Source organism: Collinsella sp. HCP28S3_E9 (assembly GCF_052065455.1).
Taxonomy (GTDB): Bacteria; Actinomycetota; Coriobacteriia; order Coriobacteriales; family Coriobacteriaceae; genus Collinsella.
Genome location: NZ_JBQHTZ010000005.1, coordinates 74,255 through 96,240, shown reverse-complemented (window position 1 = coordinate 96,240; position 21,986 = coordinate 74,255). Strand labels below are relative to the sequence as shown.

Annotated in this window: 19 protein-coding genes, 4 tRNA genes and 1 pseudogene; all 24 read right to left on the bottom strand. The window is 63.3% G+C overall.

All coding sequences use genetic code 11. The annotated features are described in order from the left end of the window. Window position 1: 1 nt before the first annotated feature. Window positions 2–622, bottom strand: a complete 621-nt coding sequence (locus tag ACTNA2_RS03900) for an ATP-dependent Clp protease proteolytic subunit (protein ID WP_441048648.1) — start codon at window positions 620–622, stop codon at window positions 2–4. Window positions 623–785: 163 nt separating this feature from the next. Beyond that, window positions 786–2,087 (bottom strand): trigger factor, encoded by a 1,302-nt coding sequence (gene tig / locus ACTNA2_RS03895; RefSeq protein ID WP_370450562.1) that lies wholly within the window; start codon window positions 2,085–2,087, stop codon window positions 786–788. Between the two features lie 88 nt (window positions 2,088–2,175). Then, window positions 2,176–2,259 (bottom strand) — tRNA-Leu (locus ACTNA2_RS03890). 270 nt (window positions 2,260–2,529) lie between these two features. Beyond that, window positions 2,530–4,737 carry a xanthine dehydrogenase family protein molybdopterin-binding subunit gene (locus ACTNA2_RS03885; protein ID WP_441048669.1) on the bottom strand — a complete coding sequence of 736 codons (2,208 nt, stop codon included), beginning with the start codon at window positions 4,735–4,737 and terminating at the stop codon, window positions 2,530–2,532. A gap of 180 nt (window positions 4,738–4,917) precedes the next feature. Next, window positions 4,918–5,286, bottom strand: a pseudogene (locus tag ACTNA2_RS03880) ((2Fe-2S)-binding protein); the annotation flags it as partial. A gap of 74 nt (window positions 5,287–5,360) precedes the next feature. Further along, complete coding sequence (locus tag ACTNA2_RS03875) at window positions 5,361–6,263, bottom strand: FAD binding domain-containing protein (RefSeq protein ID WP_441048647.1); 903 nt, start codon at window positions 6,261–6,263, stop codon at window positions 5,361–5,363. 133 nt (window positions 6,264–6,396) lie between these two features. Next, window positions 6,397–7,752, bottom strand: coding sequence for an NADP-specific glutamate dehydrogenase (gene gdhA, locus ACTNA2_RS03870; protein WP_154515369.1), 1,356 nt, complete (start codon window positions 7,750–7,752; stop codon window positions 6,397–6,399). 343 nt (window positions 7,753–8,095) lie between these two features. Further along, a tRNA-Sec gene (locus ACTNA2_RS03865) sits at window positions 8,096–8,192 on the bottom strand. Window positions 8,193–8,365: 173 nt separating this feature from the next. Further along, on the bottom strand, window positions 8,366–10,333 hold the full coding sequence (selB, locus tag ACTNA2_RS03860; protein ID WP_441048646.1) for a selenocysteine-specific translation elongation factor: 1,968 nt from the start codon (window positions 10,331–10,333) through the stop codon (window positions 8,366–8,368). Then, the gene (selA, locus tag ACTNA2_RS03855; protein ID WP_441048645.1) at window positions 10,330–11,787 is read right to left on the bottom strand and encodes an L-seryl-tRNA(Sec) selenium transferase; all 1,458 of its coding nucleotides are present in this window, start codon (window positions 11,785–11,787) and stop codon (window positions 10,330–10,332) included. The genes selB and selA overlap by 4 nt, the downstream gene beginning before the upstream one ends. Window positions 11,788–11,927: 140 nt before the next feature. Next, complete coding sequence (locus tag ACTNA2_RS03850; RefSeq protein WP_441048644.1) at window positions 11,928–12,767, bottom strand: formate/nitrite transporter family protein; 840 nt, start codon at window positions 12,765–12,767, stop codon at window positions 11,928–11,930. Window positions 12,768–12,806: 39 nt separating this feature from the next. Then, window positions 12,807–13,016 (bottom strand): hypothetical protein, encoded by a 210-nt coding sequence (locus ACTNA2_RS03845; protein ID WP_441048643.1) that lies wholly within the window; start codon window positions 13,014–13,016, stop codon window positions 12,807–12,809. An 11-nt stretch (window positions 13,017–13,027) separates the two neighbouring features. Continuing rightward, complete coding sequence (locus ACTNA2_RS03840) at window positions 13,028–13,177, bottom strand: hypothetical protein (protein ID WP_441048642.1); 150 nt, start codon at window positions 13,175–13,177, stop codon at window positions 13,028–13,030. A 421-nt stretch (window positions 13,178–13,598) separates the two neighbouring features. Further along, window positions 13,599–13,672: transfer RNA gene (locus tag ACTNA2_RS03835), tRNA-Gly, on the bottom strand. Window positions 13,673–13,678: 6 nt separating this feature from the next. After that, window positions 13,679–13,755, bottom strand: a tRNA-Pro gene (locus tag ACTNA2_RS03830). A 91-nt stretch (window positions 13,756–13,846) separates the two neighbouring features. Continuing rightward, entirely contained in the window at window positions 13,847–15,205 is a 1,359-nt protein-coding gene (gene brnQ / locus ACTNA2_RS03825) for a branched-chain amino acid transport system II carrier protein (protein WP_441048641.1), read from the bottom strand. Between the two features lie 66 nt (window positions 15,206–15,271). Then, window positions 15,272–16,411 (bottom strand): aminotransferase class V-fold PLP-dependent enzyme, encoded by a 1,140-nt coding sequence (locus ACTNA2_RS03820; protein ID WP_441048640.1) that lies wholly within the window; start codon window positions 16,409–16,411, stop codon window positions 15,272–15,274. Beyond that, on the bottom strand, window positions 16,408–16,659 hold the full coding sequence (locus ACTNA2_RS03815) for a DUF3343 domain-containing protein (protein WP_441048639.1): 252 nt from the start codon (window positions 16,657–16,659) through the stop codon (window positions 16,408–16,410). The genes ACTNA2_RS03820 and ACTNA2_RS03815 overlap by 4 nt, the downstream gene beginning before the upstream one ends. Before the next feature lie 19 nt (window positions 16,660–16,678). Continuing rightward, complete coding sequence (yedF, locus tag ACTNA2_RS03810) at window positions 16,679–17,305, bottom strand: sulfurtransferase-like selenium metabolism protein YedF (RefSeq protein WP_154515345.1); 627 nt, start codon at window positions 17,303–17,305, stop codon at window positions 16,679–16,681. Between the two features lie 60 nt (window positions 17,306–17,365). Continuing rightward, window positions 17,366–18,415: a selenide, water dikinase SelD gene (gene selD, locus ACTNA2_RS03805; protein WP_441048638.1), complete on the bottom strand. Its 1,050-nt coding sequence runs from the start codon at window positions 18,413–18,415 to the stop codon at window positions 17,366–17,368. A 70-nt stretch (window positions 18,416–18,485) separates the two neighbouring features. Next, window positions 18,486–18,905 carry a BadF/BadG/BcrA/BcrD ATPase family protein gene (locus ACTNA2_RS03800; RefSeq protein WP_441048637.1) on the bottom strand — a complete coding sequence of 140 codons (420 nt, stop codon included), beginning with the start codon at window positions 18,903–18,905 and terminating at the stop codon, window positions 18,486–18,488. 28 nt (window positions 18,906–18,933) lie between these two features. Next, window positions 18,934–19,284 (bottom strand): 2-hydroxyacyl-CoA dehydratase, encoded by a 351-nt coding sequence (locus ACTNA2_RS03795; protein WP_441016223.1) that lies wholly within the window; start codon window positions 19,282–19,284, stop codon window positions 18,934–18,936. A gap of 116 nt (window positions 19,285–19,400) precedes the next feature. Continuing rightward, the gene (locus ACTNA2_RS03790) at window positions 19,401–20,471 is read right to left on the bottom strand and encodes a sulfate/molybdate ABC transporter ATP-binding protein (RefSeq protein WP_441048636.1); all 1,071 of its coding nucleotides are present in this window, start codon (window positions 20,469–20,471) and stop codon (window positions 19,401–19,403) included. A 3-nt stretch (window positions 20,472–20,474) separates the two neighbouring features. Next, complete coding sequence (gene modB, locus ACTNA2_RS03785) at window positions 20,475–21,956, bottom strand: molybdate ABC transporter permease subunit (protein WP_441048635.1); 1,482 nt, start codon at window positions 21,954–21,956, stop codon at window positions 20,475–20,477. Window positions 21,957–21,986 lie beyond the last annotated feature (30 nt).

Below are 21,986 nucleotides of genomic sequence, written 5' to 3'. Positions count from 1 at the left end.
CCTAGGCGTCCTTCGCGGCAAGATCGCGCGAGGTGACGATACGGTCGATCAGGCCGTAGTCAAGCGCCTCGGTAGCGGTCAGGTAGTTGTCGCGCTCGGTATCGGCCTGGACCTTCTCGATCGGCTGGCCCGAGGCGTCGGACAAGATCTGGTTGAGCTCGCGACGGGTCTTCTTGATCTCCTCGGCCACGATCTCGATCTCGGTCTGCTGACCCTGGGCACCGCCACTGGGCTGGTGAATCATGACCTTGGAGTGCGGCAGGCAGAAGCGCTTGCCCTTGGCGCCGGCCGAAAGCAGCACGGCGGCCATAGACGCGGCCATACCGACGCAAATGGTGGAGACCTGCGGCTTGATAAAGTTCATAGTGTCCAGAATCGCCAGGCCCGAGTAGACCTCGCCACCGGGCGAATTGATGTAGAGCGAGATATCCTTCTCGGCATCCTGGCTCTCAAGATGCAGCAGCTGGGCAACGACCAGGTTGGCGCTGACGGAGTTGATCTCCTCGCCCAAGAAGATGATGCGGTCGTTGAGCAGGCGCGAATAGATATCGTAGCTGCGCTCGCCGCGCGGCGTCTGCTCGATAACGTATGGCACGAGGGCGGAATCGAACTTAGCGATCATACGCATCTCCATTTCTCTCTTGCGGACCAAATTGGTTCTAGATAAACGTACGGTGCCCGCATGCTATGCATTGGCTGGCACCGTACGAAGCAACCGAATAACCGGTTTATAACTTTACCCCATCACGGGCGCCTGCATGCGCTCGCGGGAAAGGTGGCGAGAATTACTCGGCGTCCTTGGCGGTCTCGTCGACCTCGGTCACCTTGGCGTTCTCGACCAGGTGGTCGACGGCCTTGGAGCGACGGATGGACTCGCGGACGGCAGGCATGCGTCCATCGGCGATGAACTCGGCCTTGGAAGCCTCGACGTCCTTGACGCCGGCCTTCTCGAACTCGGCGTTGACGTCGTCCTCGGTGACCTCGATCTTGAGCTCACGGGCGAGGGCGTCGAGCGCCAGGGACTCGCGGGCAACGTCGTTGGCCTGCTTGTGCAGGTCGCCGATGAACTGCTCCATGGTCAGGCCGGAAGCGGGCAGCCAGGTGTCCAGCGTCATGCCGCGGGCAGCGAGGTTGGACAGGAAGTTCTGGCCAAGCTCCTCAAAGACAGACTGCTCGTAGTCGGCGTCCATCTCCTCGAGCTGCAGACGCTCGGCGAGAGCGGCGACGCAACGGTTCTCCTTCTCGGCCGGAAGGCGGGAAGCCTTGTCCTGCTCGATCTCGAGCTTGATGGCGTCGCGCATAGCGTCGATGCTGTCGAAGCCAAAGTCGGACTTGACGAGCTCGTCGGTGAGCTCGGGGGTGTTGCGGACCTTGATGCCCTTGACGGTGACCTCGACGGTGTGGGTCTCGGCCTCCTCGCCATCCTCGACCTCGTCGGTCCAGGTGACGGTCTTGACGTCGTCGACGTTAGCACCGATCAGAGCCTCGTTGAACTCCTTGGGGTTGCTGTCGCTACCGGCGATGAGCATGCGGCCCTCGGCAGCGAAGTTGTCGGCGTTCTCGACGGCCTTGAGGTCGACGGTAACGTAGTCCTCGGCCTCGACGGCACGATCCTCGACGTCCTCGAAGGTGGCGCGGTAGTTGAGGAGCATCTCGACCTGGTTGTTGATCTCGGACTCGGTGACCTCCGCTGGAGGCATCTCGATCTCGACGGCGTCGTAGGAGGAGAGCTCGGCGGCAGGACGCAGAGAGAACTCGACGGTGTAGGTGTAGTCCTCGTGATCCTTGGCGAGGTCGAGCTCCTTGTAGTCACCGTTCTTGGTGGGGACGATGTCCAGCTCGTTGAGAACGGCGGGCTCGTTGGCGGCGATCAGATCGTTGGTGGCCTGAGCGAGGGTGGCCTCGGCGCCAAGAGCAGCGTCGATGACCGGACGGGGAGCCTTGCCGGCACGGAAGCCCGGGAAGCGGTACTTCTTGGCGGTGTCCTTGTAGGCCTTCTTGATCGCGGCGTCGACGTCGGCGGCCGGGATGGTGACCGTAGCGGTGAGCTTGGCGTCCTTGACGTCAGAAGCGGTGATGTTCAACACGTTCCTCCTCATACTGCCCAGCTTATCTGAGGTGCTGGTACCTTTATGCAACAAAGTGTCGCGACGGCCGAGGCCGACGCAGGTGCGTTGGTGCGGGCGAAAGGACTCGAACCTTCACGGGAATCCCACCAGAACCTAAATCTGGCGCGTCTACCAATTCCGCCACGCCCGCATGAGCGCACAGACTAGGAATGATAGCAGATACGAACGGCAAGCGCACGCACACCTTTTTAGGCCCACGACCTCACCACGAGTTACAGCGGAACAGGGTAGCTAATTTGGGACGGGGCTTTTTTAGCTACCCCGCTTGTGAGGGTAGCTAAAAAAGCCCCGTCCCAAATTAGCTACCCCCATCGGCTATCTCACGCAGCCCACAATTCGGTTGAAAAGTGGGCTGCAGTTTCCTCGGGCTTGCCAAAGAGCGGCGGCTGCCGCGCCTCGCCTACTCCCCCAGCAGGGCCTTCTCGGGCGTGATCGGCAGCGAGCGAACCTGGTGGCCGGTGGCGTGCGCCACGGCCGAGGCAACGGCGGCGAGCGGTGTGTTGATGACGACCTCGCCGATCGACTTGGCGCCAAACGGGCCCGTCGGCTCGTAGCTCGGCTCAAAGGCCACGCGAATGCTGCCGATATCCAGGCGCGTGGGCAGCTTGTAGCTCATAAAGTTACCGGTGCGCAGGCGGCCGCGGTCGTCGTGCTCGACAATCTCGTAGAGCGCGTGACCGATGCCCTGGGCAATGCCGCCCTCGGCCTGGACGCGCGCGAGCGCCTCGTTGATCACGGTGCCGCAGTCCACAGCCGCCGCATAGTCCACCACAGTCACCTTGCCGGTGGCCTTGTCGACCTCGACCTCGGCAATGCCGGCCATAAACGGCGGAGGCGAAACGGGCAGGCAGGCAGAAGCATGCGAGGTGAGTGCGTCGCCGCCCGCGATGTTCTTTACGCACAGGTTGGCAAAGTCGCGCAGCGTGAGGTAGCGGCCGCACTCGCGAGCGGCGCGCTCGTCAGACAGACGCACGTACTGGCCGTCGAAGACCACGTCGGCGGCGTCCACGTCCCACATCTGGGCGGCCTTGGCGCAGATCTTCTCGCGCAGCTCGGTCGCGGCATTCTTGGCTGCCAGGCCCGTCACGTACGTGCCCGAGCTCGCGTACGAGCCGGCATCGAACGGCGAGACGTCGGTGTCCACGCCGCGCACCACGATAAGCGAGCTCTCCACGCCCAGCTCCTCGGCGGCAATCTGCGCCAGGATCGTGTCGACACCCATGCCGTTATCGGTGGCGCCGGTGCCGATGGTAATGAAGCCGTCCTCCTCCAGGCGCATGTCGATGCCGCCGATATCCACGTTGGAGATGCCCGAGCCCTGCATGGTGAGCGCGCAGCCCAGAGCACGCACGCGGTCGCCCAGGTCCACGGCCAGCGGCTTGTCGCGCCAGCCGATCATGTCCATCGCACGCAGCAGGCAGCGGTCGAGCGCGCAGGCGTTGAGCTTTTCGTTGTAGTACTGCGGCATAATCTCGCCCTCGCGCACGATGTTCTTAAGGCGCAGGTCGGCGGGATCCATGTGCAGCATGTCGGCGAGCTCGTTGACGGCGCTCTCCACGGCAAACTGGCCCTGGGTGGCGCCGTAGCCGCGATACGCACCGCCGCGGTTGGTGTTGGTGTAGACGGCGTCCCACCTAAAGCGGCTCGCCTTCACGTGGTTGTAGATGGGCAGGCTCTTGTGGCCCGAGAGGCCGATCGTCGTGGTGGCATGTTCGCCATACGCGCCGGCGTTGGACAACGTGTGCAGGTCGATGGCCGTGATGGTGCCGTCTTTCATGGCGCCCAGCTTGACGGTCATCTGCATCTGGTGACGCGAGTTGCCCGCAGTGATGGTCTCCTCGCGGGTGTAGCAGCAATAGCTCGGACGGCCAGTCTGCTGCGTCACGAACGCCACGAAGATCTCGCAGCAGCCCGTCTGCTTGGAGCCAAAGCCGCCGCCGATGCGCGGCTTAATAACCTGCACCTGCGACTGCGGAATGTCGAGCGACTGCGCGACCATGCGGCGCACATGAAAGGGCACCTGCGTGGAGGTGGTCACCGAGATGCGGCCGAACGCGTCGGTCGTCGCGAAGGCACGGAAGGTCTCCATGGGCGCGGTCTGCGTGGCCTGGCTGGTGTAAGTGCGCTCAAAGACGATGTCGCTCTGGGCGAAGGCCTCGTCCAGGTCGCCAAAATCGCTGGTACCGCTGCACACCAGGTTGCGAGCAACGTCGCCGCCCTGCGGGAACATAAAGGTCACGTCGCCCTCGGGGTGGACCACGATGTCGTTATCGAGCGCCTGGGTAAAGTCGAGCAGGGGCTCGAGCACCTCGTAGTCGACCTTGATGAGCTTGAGTGCCTTGTCGGCGGCCTCCTCGGTCTCGGCGGCGACGATCGCCACCTCCTCGTTTTGGTAGCGCACCAGGTTCTCGAGGATCAGGCGGTCGTAGGGGCTCGGCTGCGGATAGCTCTGGCCGGCGATGGTAAAGCGGCGCTTGGGCACATCCTCGTAGGTGTAGACGCCCACCACGCCGGGCACCTTCAGGGCGTGCGACGTATCGATGGAGCGGATCTTGGCACGGGCATACGGGCTGCGCTTGAGCTTGACGATAAGAGCGCCGGCGGGCACCAGGTCTCCTGTGTAGACGGGACGCCCCTCGAGCAGGGCCTTCGAGTCCTTCTTGGGCTGCTTATGGGTGATCTGCTTGTACGAGACACCATCGCAGCTGGTGTCGTTGACCGGAAGCTCGGGCATCTCAAAGCCCACCTGCACACCGGACTCGTTAAGGAAGCGGACGATGGCGCGCAGCTGGCTCTCGTAGCCGCTGCAACGGCAGAGGTTGCCGGCCAGCTGGCGCGACAACTCCTCGCGCGTGGCGACGAGGCTCGGGTCCTCCTTGGCGGCGCGGGCAAGCGCCAGCACGTTCATGATAAGACCGGGGGCGCAAAAACCGCACTGCTCGGCACCTTCGGCAGCCATTGCGTGGGCGAGCGCCTCGGACTCGGCCTTGAGGCCCTCGAGCGTGGTGACGGAGCGGCCCTCAACGCGCGCAGCGGGAACCGAGCAGCTCAGCACCGGGTCGCCGTCGAGCCACACCGTGCACAGGCCGCAGTTGGTGGTTTCGCAGGCGCAGCGCACCGACGCGCAGCCCTGCTCGCGCAGCAGCGCAAAGAGCATGGTGTCGGGGGCAATCTGAACCTTGACCTTGCGGCCGTTGAGCGTAAAGGAAAGATCGATGAGTTTGGCAGCCATTAGCGCACCTCGCTAGAATCGACGCCGGGCACGCGGCGGCAGGAATACTCGTCCGTGGCAAACTTAGGCACTTGCACGCCCTCGAGCTCGCGGGCAAGCGAGGCCGAAAGCTCGATGCCGGCGGCGCGGCGCACGGCCTGCACGGCAAGCGGCGCCGAGATGCAACGGCGATAGTCGGCCGAGCCCCACAGGTTGGTGCCGTAGCTCAGTGCGCGTACGGACGCGGCCAGGGCGCGCAGCTCGTCCTCGGAAGGCTGCTCGCTCACCAGGCCGCACGCCTCGCCCTGCAGCAGGGTCGCGCGCAGCGGGCGTGCGCCCACGGTGACATGCCAGCTGTTGTCCCACCAGGCAGCGGTGACGTTTAAGGAGGGGAAGTCGGTCGCGGCCTTGCGCACGGCCTCGTAGCTTGCGCGGTAATCGTGCTTAACGACCACCACGTGCTCGATCACGTCGCGCACGTAGCCCATATCCACGAACTCGGCGAGCGGCACGCGGCCGGCACCCGTCAGCTCAACGTACGAATCGAGCGCCAAAAAGGCCGAGAGCACGTCCGAGAAACCAAAGCGACCGTAGATGCTGCCGCCCACCGTGGCGGTGTTGCGCAGCTGCACGCCCACGATATCGTGGACGGCGAACTCAAAGACATGGTTGACAAGCGCGTTGAGCTCGGCATGGCGCTCGAGCTGGCGCAGGGTGCACATGGCACCGATGCGAAACTCGGTCTCGGTCTCCTCGATCTGATCGAGTCCGCAGGCCGAAAGGTCAATCGCCGTCGCCACGCGACGCGAACCCAGGCGCATCCAGATGCCGCCGCCCACAATCTTGTTGTTGCGGTTCCTCTGTAAGAGCTCATAGGCTTCGGCCGCGTTTCCAACGCGAACGTAGGTACCGAACTTGAGCACGTTCTCCCCCATCTCTTCACTTGTCCAGTACCTCTAAGTGTACCAAACGAGGGCGCACAGCCCTCGCCACCATAGAAAAAGGCTCCCAGCCGGATGGCTGGGAGCCTCATCACATGCTATGTCGAGCGAAGATTTAGCAGACGCCCTGGGCGAGCATGGCGTCGGCGACCTTCAGGAAGCCGGCGATGTTAGCGCCCATGACAAAGTTGCCCTCCTGGCCGTACTCCTTGGCGGTGTCGTCCACGTTGTGGAACATGCCGCGCATGAGCTGCTCGAGCTTGCCGTCGACCTCCTCGAAGGTCCATGACAGGTGCTCGGCGTTCTGGCTCATCTCCAGGCCGGACACGAGCACGCCGCCGGCGTTGGCAGCCTTACCGGGCATAAAGGCGACGCCGTTCTCCTGGAAGTAAGTCGTGGCCTCGATGGTCGTGGGCATGTTCGCGCCCTCGCCGACCACCTTGCAGCCGTTGGCGACGAGCGCCTGGGCGTCCTCGAGCAGCAGCGTGTTCTCGCGAGCGCAGGGCAGCGCGATGTCGCAGGGCAGCTGCCACACGCCGCGGCCGTCTCCCTCGTGCCACACGGCGTTGGGCTTCTCGTCAACATACATGGCGAGCGTGACGCCCTTGTCGTGGCCGGAGCGCTTCTTGTTGTAGACGTGCTCGAGCACGGTGTAGTCGATGCCGTCGGGATCCTCGACCCAGCCGTGGGTATCGGAGCAGGCGAGCACCTTGCCGCCGAGCTGGGCGACCTTTTGGACCGCGTAGATAGCGACGTTACCGGAGCCGTGAACGACAACGTTCTTGCCCTCGAAGGAGTCGCCGCGGCTCTTGAGGTACTCGTCCACAAAGTAGACCAGACCGTAACCGGTGGCCTCGGTACGGGCGAGCGAGCCGCCAAAGGAGAGGCCCTTGCCGGTAAGGACGCCGGTCCACTCGTTGGTCAGGCGCTTGTACTGACCGAACATGTAGGCAACCTCGCGGCCGCCAACGCCCAGGTCGCCGGCGGGAACGTCGGTGTTGGGGCCAATGTGGCGATAGAGCTCGGTCATGAAGGACTGGCAGAAGTGCATGATCTCGTTGTTGGACTTGCCCTTGGGGTCAAAGTCGGAGCCGCCCTTGCCGCCGCCCATGGGAAGGGTGGTCAGGCTGTTCTTGAGGATCTGCTCCAGACCCAGGAACTTGAGCATACCCAGGGTGACCGTCGGGTTAAAGCGCAGGCCGCCCTTGTAGGGTCCAATGGCAGAGTTGAACTCGACGCGGTAACCGCGGTTGACCTGAACCTTGCCCTGATCGTCGACCCAGGGAACACGGAACATGACGATGCGCTCGGGCTCGACGAGGCGCTCCAGCAGGGCGGCCTCCTCGTACTCGGGGTGGGCGTCGAGCGCCGGCTGGATGGTGCCGAGGATCTCGGTCGCGGCCTGGATGAACTCAGGCTGCTCGGGATAGCGGGCCTTGAGCTCTTCGAGAACTTTCTGCGTGTAGCTCATGCTTCCTCCAATGATGGGAAACGAAAATGTCGGTCACGGCACCCTATGCGCCGCGAACTTTATCGTGTATGGATAATATCGCACTGTTGCAGCAAAGTTTCGCATAAGCCGACGAGCAGATGTTTCGTTTTGATTACGATGCAGGTAGAAGCGTTTTTGAGCGCCCGACGTACAAATCGCGTGTTTCGAAGCTGTTTCGTCCACATGTTCCAAACCACCACATTGGGGACACATGATGCGCCCGGGCACACCGGCGGCAAGACAGACGACACGGCGGACCCGCACAAAACAGCGCCTTTGCGGCACGCAGCAAGACCGCGAGCACAAAAGCGCTGGTAGCGTGTGGCGGGAACGTATGTGAATCGAACACATCCAAGACGTTTTGCACGCCTCGCAACGGTTTTGAGGACCGCGGAGCCCACCGGAGCCCATCCGTTCCCAAGTGCGGCGGTATTTTACCAAACTAGCAGGGCAGTCTTTTTGGGACGGGGCTTTTTTAGCTGCCCTATCCGGAGCCCTCAAAGCTTAAGACATATTTGACATAGGGCAGCTAAAAAAGCCCCGTCCCAAAAAGACTACCCCGGTTTCCTGGCGAACAGTTTTGCGGAAGCCACTAGCGCAGGGACCTCAGGCCGCCGGCTTCCTTGTCGAGCACCGTAAAGCGCACGGCATCCAGGTGCTCCAAGATGCTGATGGCACGATTGCGCGACACACCCAGCGCCTCGCGCAGCACGCTCGTGGTGGCTGCGCCGCCGGCTGCCTCAATGGCAGCGGCGACAAGCTCGCGCGCATGGGCTTCCGAGATGGCAGACAGGGCAACGTCGCGCTCGACCTTAACGATCGAGCGGTTGAGCGAAAGCTCGCGCAGGGCGCGCGTCATGGTGTCGCGGTCGAGCTGCAGTCGCTCACCCACCTCGGGCAGCGTCGGCGCATCGAGGCCGGCCCCGTCGAGCAGCGCCACAATGCGCTCACACGCCTCGCGCACCACACGCGCCGCGGCAGCAGCGGAGTGCGGGTCGAACACCTCGGTGCCCTCGGCGGCGCACACGCCACGCGAGCAGCCCTCGGCAATCAGAGCCGCGGCAACGCCTTCATCGGCGGCAGGCCACGCAGCATGGGCAATGGCGCCGGGCGTAAAGCCCGTCTCCTTGGGAGCCGCCGCGTGCATGGCAGACAGGGTCGCCGCCAGCACGTCCATGGCGGCATCGAGCACGGCGCCATTCGCATACAACGTGCCGCCCGAGCCGGCAAGCTCGCAAACAACACCTCGCGCCACCAACTCACGCAATGCTGCCTCAGCCTCACCGGCAACAAGATCGAGCGCCTCGGCAACATCAGCCGCCGCAACCGGCAGCGCCTGCAGCGCCAGCCACGCGTCTACGCCAGCAACGGCATCGCCGGCTTCAAGCGCCGCAAACAGCGCACGCTCGCCGGCCGAAAGCTCGCGCGAGCGACGGCAGCGCGAAAGCAGCACACGCCCGCCGCCGATGAGCATAACGGGCGAATACGACAGCACCACGGCATGGTCTCCGGCGCGCAGCGGCAATGGCTCCTCCAGGCGCACCTGCACGGTACGGGTCTCGCCCACCGCCATGGGGGCCTCGCCCTCCAAAAGCATGACGCGGCCGATGACCTCGGCCGTGCCGGCCATCACGTGCACGCGCGCGCCCGACTCGAGCACGCGCGGCTTGGCGCCCTCGCGGCCCAGGTAGGTAAACGTCATCATAAAGCGCAACGTCTGAACAAAGCGACCCGCCACGCCCAGCATCTCACCACGGTCAAGCGCCGCGACACCGTCACCGACCAGGTTGAGCGCCACGCGTTGCCCAGGCAGCGCGCGCGGCGTATCGCCATGCACCTGAATCCCGCGCACACGACAGACCGTACGCGACGGCAAAGCCATCAGCTCGTCGCCCACCGCAACCGGCGCATCGTGCAGCGTTCCCGTAACGACGGTGCCGACACCCTTGATCGTAAAGCAGCGGTCAATCGGCAGGCGGGACGAGGCATCGCTCCGATCGGAACGGTCGCGGCAAGCATCCCAGCAGGCACTTACCTGCTCGTCGACCACCGCAAGCAGCCCGTCGATCCCCTCGCCCGTCTTGGACGACACGGGCACAACCGGCGCGCCCGCAAACACGGTACCCGACAAAAAGTCATCGACATCGAGCTCGGCAAGCTCGGTCATCTCGGCATCGGCCAGGTCGCACATCGTCAGCGCGACCACCATATGCGTAACGCCCAGCAGCTCCAGCACATGCACGTGCTCGCGGGTCTGCGGCATCACGCCCTCGACGGCCGAAACCACCAGCACGGCCACGTCGATACCCGTGGCGCCCTGCACCATGGCGCGCAAGTAGTGGGCATGTCCAGGCACGTCGACCAGGCCGACAATCTTGCCACTCGGCAGCGCCAGCTCGCCAAAGCCAAGCTCAACGGTCATACCTCGACGACGCTCAACCTCCAGACGGTCGGGATTCTTGCCGGTCAGTGCCTCGATCAATGCCGACTTACCGTGGTCGACGTGGCCCGCCGTGCCAACGATAACGGGACACTCCACCAGCGCCTGGACCTCACTCATCGAGCAATCGCCTTCTCAACGCATGCGGCAAGCGTCGACGCCGCCGTCTCGATATCGCGGTCGCCCACGAGCGTACGAACGTCAAACAAAATGCGATCGTGCGAGGTTCGCGTGACGACCGGCGTGTCGAAGTCCTGGACAAGCGAGCGCTTGAGCGCATCGACCGTCAGGCGCGCGTCAACAAGACGCACGGCAACGCACATCGTGGGCAACTCCATGGTAGGCAGCGAGCCGCCACCGGGGGTCGACGATTCCTCGACGATCTCCACCTGAACGGCGCACGGGCAACCGGCCTTATCGAGCCCGGCGACCATACGATCGCGCAGCTTGCGGGCACGTCGCTCCAAATGGGCCTGCGGCAGCGTAAGCATGCTGAGCACCGGAATATCGCGATGGGCAACATCGGCGCCGTCCATGTAGATACGCAGCGTGGCCTCGAGCGCCGTAAGCGCCAACTTGCCCGGACGCAGAGCGCGCATGAGCGGATGTGCGCCGCAGGCCTGGACCAGATCGCGACGGCCCATGATGATGCCCGCCTGCGCCGCGCCCAGCAGCTTATCGCCCGAGCACGACACGATATCGAGCCCCGCCGCGACCGAAGCCGGCGTGGGTTCCTCGCCACCGCGCACCAGGATGTCATCGGGCAGGAGCGCGCCCGAACCCTGGTCCTCATAGAACAGCAGGCCATGCTTGTGAGCAAGCGCCGCAAGCTCCCGAGAGCTCACCTCCTCGTGAAAGCCCTCGATGCGATAGTTGGAAGGATGGACCTTGAGAATCATGGCCGTATCGGGCGTGATGGCTTGCTCATAATCTGCTAGGTGCGTGCGGTTGGTGGCGCCGACCTCAACGAGCTTGGCGCCCGAAGACGCCATGACATCGGGGATGCGAAAGCTGCCGCCGATCTCGACAAGCTCGCCGCGGCTAACGATGACCTCCTTGCCTGCGGCATGGGTAGCCAGCACCAGCAGCACCGCGGCGGCGTTGTTGTTGACCACAAGCGCGTCCTCGGCACCGGTGAGCGAGCGGATCAGCTGCGCGGCGTGTTCCTTGCGCGACCCGCGCGAGCAGGTGTCCACGCTGTACTCGAGCGTACTGTACCCGCGCGCAACCTCGGCCACGGCCTTTGCCGCCGACTCCGCGAGCGGGGCGCGGCCCAAGTTGGTATGGATGACCACGCCCGTGGCGTTGACGGCAGGGCGCAGGCTCGGCAGCGCGGAGCGGTGCGCACGCCACTCAATTGCCAAGGCCAGGTCGCGCTTAGAGCGCGGGGCGGCACCGGCGCGAATGGCGGCGCGTTCCTCGTCGAGCTCGGCCGTGACGGCGGCATGCACCACCGCGTCGCAGGTCTCCCCCGCCGCCTTCACTACCGGCCACTCGGCGAGCAGCTCGTTGACGGAGGGAATGGCGCGCAGGCGGGCGCGAACCTCATCGGACATGTTCTGGCTATCGCTCATGTGCGGCCTTTCAAAACCAAAGGTGAATCAATCGTTCGAACGTCAAGCTATCAGCCGATTAGATCGGCTGAATCAATCAATCGCTATTATCCTCGCACGGCGACGCCCCGCGGGAGGTCCAACGTCAAACAGACGGTACCCTACGCCTCAGACTTCTTGGCGTAGATAAACCAGTAGCCGAGCGCGACCAGAACCGCACCGCCCACGATGTTGCCCAGCGTGGCGGCGGACAGGTTAAACGCAATGCCCGCGGCGTTGAGCGCATCGGCGCCGGCGACGTCGGCACCATAGCCGCACGCGTGCATCACGGCACCCATGGGCAAAAAGTACATATTGGCAACGCAGTGCTCAAAACCGCAGGCCACAAAGGCGGCGATGGGCAGCAGAATGCCCACAACCTTATCGACCACGGTCTTGCCGGCGGTACCGATCCACACGGCCAGGCACACAAAGATGTTACACAGGATGCCGCGGAAGAAGATCGTCAGCCAGTCGATCGTCACCTTGCCGGCGGCGACACTCACCATGGAATTGGCGACCGCCTCGCCGTTGAGCTTGTAAATGCCGGCCATGTACACCAAAAAGACGATGAACAAGGCACCGGCAAAGTTGCCAAGCCATACAACGACCCAAGCCTTGAGCATCTGGACCAGGGTGATCTTTTTGCTCTTGAGCGCGCAGACCATAAGCGAATTACCGGTGAACAACTCGGCGCCACACACCAGCACCAGCACCAGGCCCAGGCAAAAGCACAGGCCGCCCACGACGCGCTGGGCACCCCAGCCCAGCGCGCTGTCGCTCAAAAACACCGTAAAGAACAGACCGCCGAAGGCGATAAACGCACCGGCGAACATTGCCAACAGAAAGGCCTTATCGACCGGCAGGTTAGCCTTGGTCACGCCGGCGGCCTCGGTCTTGGCCTCGATCGCGGCGGGCGCCAGGCAATCGGGAGCAGGGTACTCCACCTTGAAATCTGCCATGTCAATCACTTCTTTCCTAATCACCAGGGACAAGCGCTGCTACAGCTCCTGTCCCAAGCGGACAAAGTGGGAAAAGTCGTTAGCGGCCACGGCGTCGTACACGGCGTCAACGGCGTCAAAGACTTCCGGGGACATGGGGTTGTAGAACTCCGTGTCGCCCGGCTGAATCCCTATGAAGAAGATATCATCGCACGATTGCTCGATTTCTTCGATCAGAATCGACAAAGGGAGCGAATGCGCGGTGAACATCGACTTGCGCGCTACGTCACGTTTGTCGAGCAGGCGGATGGTGCCACCTGCTGAGCATGCAGGCCAAAGTCGTCGTCAAACACCGAGATGCCGGCCTTGGCCGACCCGCGAAAACCGCGCTCGTCGAGCAGCGCATCGCAGGCCTCGAGTAGCGACGGCACGTGCCAACCATAATCTGCCAGATAATAGCCGGCGTTTCCTGGCCGAGCAATCTCAACCTGAAGCTCAGGTGCAAGTTGCGGTGAAATACGGACTACATGGGCCATAAAAGCCGGAAAACAGTCCGTATTTCACCGCAACTTAGGAGGGGATGTGGGGTCTCCGGCATGTATATGAAAATGCTCTGCTTCCAAAAGGAAGCAGAGCCATTCATCAATCTTATGGAGCGGGCGACGGGAAGTCCAAGGGTTTGCTTCGCAAACCCTTGTTTCGCTGCGGGCCATTGGCCCTTGCGTGCTGCGCTGGAAAATGCTCACGCATTTTCTCAGCTTCGCACCCTGCCGGGTTCGATCCCCGTCGCCCGGCACGCTTATGAAAACGGCTCTGGCACCAAATAGAGCCAAAGCCGTTAAAACTATCCTATGGAGCGGGCGACGGGAATCGAACCCGCGTCATCAGCTTGGAAGGCTGGGGTTCTACCATTGAACTACGCCCGCAAGATATGGTCGGGACGACAGGATTTGAACCTGCGACATCCTGCTCCCAAAGCAGGCGCGCTACCAAACTGCGCCACGTCCCGAAGGTGTTGAGCAGCTAAGGTCTAAACCTTGCGTGTCCCAAAGCGAAGGAAATTATAGGGGAGACTTCCCGCTTGTGCAAGCGGCGATACCCTAGCTCCTCGAATGTGTGACAAACTGGCTATGGAGCAGACCAATCACAAACGCCACAACGGCGGCCGGCGCCCACGCGGCTCCAATGTCTGCAAACGGCAGTGCATCGAACGGCAGCCACGCGTCCGCAAAGAACGCGTCGCGGACCGAGGTGATCACGCTCTGCACCGCGACGACGCCGCCGACCCAAACCCACACCCGCGGATGCGCATCGCAAAAACCGTGCACCAGGCCCATAAGTACCAGCACGATGGCAACGGGATACAAGGCGTTGAGCATGGGCACCGAGAACATGAGGATCGCGTCGAGACCCACGTTGGAGAGCACGCAAGAAAACGCCGCGAACACAAAGGCGAGAACCGCAAAGGGACGGCGCAAAGCCTCCTCGGAAGCCTCCGCTCCCCCTTCGACCACATACGTCTCGCAGAAGTAGCGCGAGCAGCAGCTGATGAGGCCGATGCACACGTTCATGCAGGCGAGGAAAAAGATCGCAAAGACCACGATCGTGCCGGCAAGACCAAAGTGTATGGAGGCAGAGCGGGCAAGGATGGCGGCGCCGTTGGTAGCGTCGGGTATAACCGTGCCGAGCTGCATGCCGGCAAGCGCCAGGCCGCAGTAGATGATGGCCATGAGCACGCCGGCGATCACGCCGGAACGCGAAATCTCGAAGGCCACGCGCTTGTCATCGGTCACGCCCAGCTCGTGGATGGTCTCGGCGATGATAATGCCAAAGGCGAGCGACGCAAGCAGGTCCATGGTTTGATAGCCGGTCAAAAAGCCCTGCACGGCAGCGCCTGCATCGTAGGGAGCCTGAGGCGCGGCAGCCGGTCCCAACGGCGAGACCACGGCGGCACCCACGACCAGCACGATGAGCGCAATGAGCGCGGGTCCCGTAATGCGGCCGAGCACGCGCGTGATAACGCCCGGACGCAGCGTGAGCGCAAACGCGACGACAAAGAAGCCAACGGCAAACACCAGGCGAGCCGTGCCGAGCGAGACGCCCTCCGGCAGCAGCGGCACCAGCATCTCGAAGGCCGTGGAGCTCGTGCGCGGAATAGCCAGGCACGGGCCGATGGCTAGATACACCGCCGCAACGAAAAATTCGCCAAACTTAGGATGCACACGCCCGGCCAGCTCGCGCGCCGTTCCGGCAAGCGCCACGGCGATAAAGCCCATGACGGGCAGGCCGATAGCGGCAATCAGAAAGCCGAGCATGGCGAGCGGCGTGGCAGAACCTGCCTGCAGCGCCAACAGCGGCGGAATAATGAGGTTGCCGGCGCCAAAGAGCATCGAGAACAGGGCGATACCGACGGTAACGACATGGTCGGAGCGCAGGCCGCGCGGGGCGGATGAGGCCATGGGACCACCTTTCGGGTCGAAACAAAACGGGACGGGCAAAAGACCCGTCCCGCAAGTATATACGCTCTAGCAGGCTAAATCGCGCAAAGCGTCAATCGCGGTGTCGACTTCCTCGTCCGTGTTGAAATACCCAAACGAGAAACGAACGACACCCTGACGCTCAGTCCCGAGCGCGCGGTGCATGAGCGGGGCGCAATGGGCACCGGGGCGCGTCGCAATCCCCCACCCTTGCATGAGCGCATCCGAGATCTGGGCAGAGTCGATATCGCCCACGTTGAGTGAGACGATCGCCGAGCGCACGGGCTGGTCAAAGGCACCGTAGAGCGCAATGCCGGGGATTTCGCGAACACCGGCGAGGAAGCGCTCTGCAAGCGAGCGCTCATGCGCCGCAATCGCCTCGACCCCGCCTTGTGCCTCGATAAAGTCGAGGCCGGCAGAAAGGCCCGCGATGCCATGGCCGTTGAGCGTACCGGCCTCCAGGCACGTGGGCCACTCAAGCGGCTGCAGCGCATCGAAGCTGTGTACACCGGTGCCGCCCATGGCCCACGGCGCCACGTCAATGCCCTCCGCCACGGCCAGGCCGCCGGTGCCTTGAGGTCCCATGAGCCCCTTGTGGCCGGTAAAGCACACCACGTCGAGCCCCATGGCGTGCATATCGATATGCGCCGTGCCGGCAGACTGCGAGGCATCGACGATCACCAGCGCACCTGCCGCATGGGCCATGGCCGCTACGCGCGCAATGTCGACCGCGTTGCCGGTCACATTGGAGGCGTGCGTCACCACCACAGCGCGCGTGCCCGGCGTCACCAACCGCTCGAGCTCGTCGTAGTCGAGCGCGCCGTTCGCGTCGCAGCCCGCATGCTCAACCGCCACACCCTGTTCCGCCGCCAGGCGGTTGAGCGGGCGTAACACCGAGTTGTGCTCGAGCACCGTCGTGACCACACGGTCGCCGGGGCGCACCACGCCACAGATGGCGGTGTTGAGCGCAGCCGTGGAGTTGGGCGTAAAGCACACATGGTCCGCTCTCGGGCAACCCAAAAGGCGCGCGAGCTTAGCACGGCAACCGTGAATCGTACGAGCCGCATCGAGAGCACCCGACGTGGCGCCGCGCCCGGCATTGCCGAGCGAGCACATCGCCTGCGTCACGGCATCGATGACCGTCTGCGGCTTATGCATGGTCGTCGCCGCGTTATCCAGATAGATCATCGCACGACCTCCCACATGTCAATCACCGTAAAGCCCTCGGTGGGAACACCAGCTGCGGCAAGCTCGGAGCGCAGCAGCTCCTCATCGGCAGGCAACGCCTTCCACGCCAGACCGCAGCCGGCAGCGACCTCCCCGGGCACGGGAATCGTGCGCCCGGGAAGGCCGCGCTCGATGCATAGGGTCTCGCACCCCATGGCGGCCGCCGTGGTGGGAAACGTGATGACAAGCGCCGGGCGCTTCTCCCTCATGGCAACTCCAACCAATACGCTACGGGCGCACGACGCGCACGGCCTGCTCCATCTTCTCCACGATCACGTACATGTTGGTGACCTCGCCCACCGCAAGCTGGTCTTTGATGCCAAAGTGGTCCAGGCAGGTACCGCAGGTGAGAATCTCGACGCCCTGCTCGGCCAGGCCCTTCAGGTCATCGAGCACCGGAGAACCCTCGACGGTGAGCTTGGCGCCGCCGTTGTAGAACAGCATGGTCGCGGGCAGCTCCTCCTGCTGCGTCACGGCAAAGATGAAGGCCTTCATGAGCTTGTGGCCCAGCTCGTCGTCGCCGCGGCCCATGCAGTCGGTGTAGACGGAAATGACGAGTTTGCCCTTGCCGGCGCTGGCGTCGCAGAAAGCAGCACCGTCCTGCTCGGGGTCCGCAACGGCCACGGCACCGGCGGTCGCCACGGTCACGTGCCACTCGGCGTCAGAAACCTTCTCGACCGAGGCCGTGCAGCCCTTCTCCTGCGCCATCTTGGAGATGTTCTTGACGGCGGTCTCGTTATCGACCGAGGTCACGACAACGCCCTCGCCATCGAGTTGCTTGAGCGCCTTAAGCGTCTTGACGACGGGCAGCGGGCAGGCATCGCCCATGGCGTTGACTTCAATCTTGGTAGACATAGCTTTTCCTTTCGAAAGAACCGTTCTAGAGAACGGTAAACAGTTACATAAACGTGCGGGCTAGCGGACAACGAGGACGGCAGAACCACCTGGCACCGGCTCGCACACGCGGCCGACGACGGAGGCAACGCGCCCCTCGGCATGCAGACGGCGCGCAAGCTCATCCACATCGGCAGCAGGTGCCGCGATAAGCAGGCCGCCCGAAGTCTGCGGATCGTACAGCGCGTCGAGCATCCCCGGCTCCAGACCATCGTCGACTGCCACGCGCGGGCCAAAGAAGTCCTGGTTGCGGTAGGCGCCGGCAGGGATAATGCCAAGGCGTGCCATGTCGAGCACCTGGTCAAAGAGCGGCACCGCCCCCGACACAAGCTCAATCTGCACGCCCGAGCCCTCGGCCATCTCGCACGCATGTCCGATCAGGCCAAAGCCCGTGATGTCGGTGCAGCCATGAAGCTCGAGGTCCTCGGCCAGACGAATCGGAGCCTCGTTGAGGGTCCGCATCGAGTCGAACATAGCTGCGGCCTCGTCCTGTTCGATGAGCTCGCCCTTAATGGCCGTAGTGATGATGCCCGAGCCGATCGCCTTGGTCAGCAGCAGAACATCGCCCACGCGTGCGCCGCTGTTGGTGAGCATACGGTCAAGCGCGACAAAGCCACTCACGGACAGGCCGTACTTGGGCTCGTCGTCGTTGATGGTGTGGCCGCCCGCGATGGCACAGCAGGCCTCGACGCACTTGTCGGCGCCACCCGCCAGAATCTGGCCGGCAACCTCAACGCCCAGGCAACTGGGTATGCAAAGCAGGTTCATGGCATGGCTCGGCCGTCCGCCCATGGCGTATATGTCCGACAGCGAGTTTGCCGCGGCGATCTGGCCAAACAGGAACGGGTCGTCGACCATCGGTGGGAAGAAGTCGATGGACTGCACGAGGCCCAAGTTATCGCCAACGCGGAAGACGCTCGCATCGTCGGAGGTATCGAACCCCACGAGCAGGTTGTCGTTATGCACATTGGGTAAGTCGCCCAGGACCTGGGCGAGGGCTCCAGGAGCCAACTTAGCGGCTCAACCGCTCGCGGCAGTCATCTGCGTGAGCTTCATGAGATCGTCAGCCATCGATACCTCCTCTCATCGGTCAATCAGTTCCTCCCAGTATACGCATGAATGCGAGCCTACGACGGATGCATTAATTGAGCGCTTGTGCGCGAATGGCCGCGCCGATGGCACCGGCAAAGCGGGCCTGGGGCGAGGTAGTGACTGGCGAGCCCACCAATGCGCCAAGACGCTCGACGACATAGGCGTTTTCGCACAGACCACCGGTCAGATAGTACGGGGCGCCCGCGGCTTGCGAGGCCATGGTCGCCACACGCGACACGACGCTCTCGATCACACCGCGGGCAATGTTCTCGCGCGGCTCGCCGCGGCCGATCAGACTAATGACCTCGCTCTCGGCAAACACCGTGCACATGCTGCTGATCTTGGTGGGCTCGCCGGAACGCGCCAGGTCGGCAGCCACGTCATAGCCAGCCGCTGCCAGTGCCTCGCGCAGCCGCTCGGAAGCATCGACCGAGGAGAACCCGGTTGGCTGCACGCAGGTCCACGTCACTGAATCCACCCCATCGACCACAGCGGCCTTAGCCGCCGTAGAAGCCCTCGAGCTCCTCCTTGAGCAGGCGGCACTCCTCGTACCAGCCTTCACGCTCGTAGGCGCGATCGCGACCCTGCGGAAGATGCAGAATGTGCGTGCGCTTGAGCTCCCCCAGCAGCTCGTACATCTTCTTCTTGCCGTCGCAGGTGGTCTCGCCGATGATCATGTCGCTAAAGTACGTAAACGGGCACTTTTGCGAGTAGGCAAAGACGTACGTCGACTTGATGAGCGGACACAGATTTGCCGGCAGCACCTTCTCGCCCTCGGGAATCACCTCGTCGGACGTACCACACAGAGCCACGCTTGCAGCCCCCGCGGCATCGTCGTACGACAGCATCGTGTGCCGTCGTTTAATAAATAATTATCTTGATTGATAAGAGTTTGTCATCCCTCATTCGCCGAACGGCAAGACAAAGCCGCCGAGACTTATATCCCCGACGGCATTACCCGGCGCTATCGACAGACCAAATGGATCCTACTGGCATCAAAATGCATGCGCAGCGTCTCGCCCGCTTGCGGCAGCCCGTCGACAGGCACGCCCACCTTGTTGACCTTCCACTGCAGGCGCGTGGGCGCATCGACGCGCGGCACGTCCAGCAGCACCAGGCGCTCAAAACGCGAATCGCTCACTCGGGCCACGTGCAAATCATAGCTGTTGCGGCCCCGCTCCGCGCGATTGTCAACATGGAAGTAGCTTGCGCGAATGCCCAGGTACACCACATTATCGGGAACCTCGCGACCCACGTTAAAGGTCATGCCCCAGTCGAGCGCCTCAACTTCCTCGGGCCCGATCTTTCGTGCGCGGCTTGTGTTCTTGCACCCCGTCAAGCGCAGCGCCGCCAGCGTCTGCGGACGGCGAACCACGTCCTCGACAGAACCGATCTCCTCGACGCGCCCGTTATGCATCACGCAGATGCGCTGGCAGAGGCGGCACGCTTCGTCAATGTCGTGGCTCACGTAGAGCACGGTGCGGTTACAGACGTCGAACAGGTCGAGCATGTTCTGCTCGAGTGCGCTCTTAAGATAGGAATCGAGCGCGCTCATAGGCTCGTCGAACATAAAGATGCCCGGATGCGCCGCCACCATGCGGGCGAGCGCCACGCGTTGCTGCTGGCCGCCCGAAAGGCGCGCGGGGTAGCGGTCGGCAAAATCGGCCAGGCCGAAAATGCCCAGATAGCGCTCCGCCAACCTTTTGCGCGCCGCGGCGTCGCCCGCGTCCTTTACGCCGGCACATACGTTATCGGCCACCGTCATGTTGGGAAACAGCTGATAGTTTTGGAACAGCAGGGCGCATTTGCGCTCCTGGGGCGACAGGTTGATGCCCGCCGCCGAGTCAAAAAAGGTCATGCCGTTGACGACGATCTTGCCCTCGTCGGGCGTCTCCACGCCGGCGATGCAGCGAAGTGTGCAGCTCTTGCCGCAACCCGAGGCGCCCAGCAGCGCCACGCGCTCCTCGCCGGCCTCAAGCTGCATGTCGAGCGTAAACCCGGGATAGTGCTTTTTGATATCCAGAACGAGCGACATGGCCTATCGACCTCCCTTCGAGACGGCGTCATCGCGCATGAGCTCGACCAGTGCCTCGCGATCGATACGCAAGGCATCGCCGCCCGCCGGATCGAGCGAATCGCCCCGTCCGGCGAGATCTTTGGCCTGCTTGCGCTCCGCACGGGAAAGGCCGCGCTCGCGGTACTTTTGCGAATGCGCCGTGTACATGTTGATGAACAGGATAACTAGGAAACTAAACACGATTACGACCACGACCCAAAAGAGGGCCACCGACGTATTGCCGCCCATCCACTCAAAGTAGATGGCGATGGGAATGGTCTGCGTGATGCCGGCATAGTTGCCCGCAAAGAACAGCGTGCAGCCAAACTCACCCATTGCGCGGGCAAAGGCGAGCACCGTGCCGGCGGCGATGGAGGGCCAGCCGAGCGGCATCATGAGCTTGGTAAAGATGCGACGCTCGGACCATCCCAGCGTGCGCGCCGCATCGAGCATCTGCGTGTCGAGGCTCTCGAAGGCACCGAGTGCCGTACGATAGACGAGCGGGAACGACACCACCACGGCAGATATCACCGCCGCCGGCCACGTAAAGACGATCGAGATGCCGTGCGCGATAAGCCACTGGCCCACCCCGGTCGAGCGGCCAAACAGCATGAGGAGCAGAAAGCCGCAGACCGTGGGCGGCAGCACCATAGGAATCGTAAAAACCGAATCGAGCAGGCCCTTGATGCGACTCGAGGTACCCATAGTCTTCCACGCGGCGAACAGCCCCAGCGCAAAGGAGATCAGCAGGGCAAGGCCGCTCGTTTTTATGGACACCCAAAACGGGCGATAGTCGATGTCGCCAAAGAAGGCTGCGGCGCGCTCCGCCAGCGACGGCGGCACCGTCGTCGACAAGTCCGCATACCGCACGAGGGCGGCGTTATCGCTCCACAGGACGCCGTCACCCAAATCTAGCTCGGCATTCGCGGCGTCGGCGGCATTCACTACCGTGTAGTAATCGCCGTTGCCGCCCTTCACCTTAAACTGATAGCGGTAATCGCTCTGCACCAGCGCGTTATCCGAGGTAAAGACCCATTCGAGATTAGAGTCCTCCAGCAACGCACCACCCATGGAGTGCGACTTGTCGAGCCCCACGAGCATCTTCTTGAGCGCCTTTTGGTCATCTGCCTTTGAGATATCGAGCCCCGCGTCTTTGACGGCATGGGCGTCGAGCCAGACCACGATGCTCTCAGGCGTCGTCACCGTCACGAGGGTCGTCTTCTTGTAGATAGGAAAACGGTAACCCTCGGGCTGACCCGCAAACGAACGGGCCGTGCCCTTGGCATTGCGCTCAAACGCGTTGAGGCCAAACCCGACGCCATCGATAAGCGCGGAATCTTCGGTCGCCTGGCAGCCATCGGCGGTGGTGAAGAGTGCCTCGGCCCGAGCAACCCCGGGCGGTGCGGTCAGCACGCACAGAACCGCAGCCAGCACGGCGAGCAGGCGAATCGTTTTCCTTGGCACGGGCGACTCCTCAAACACAGGGCAACGGCG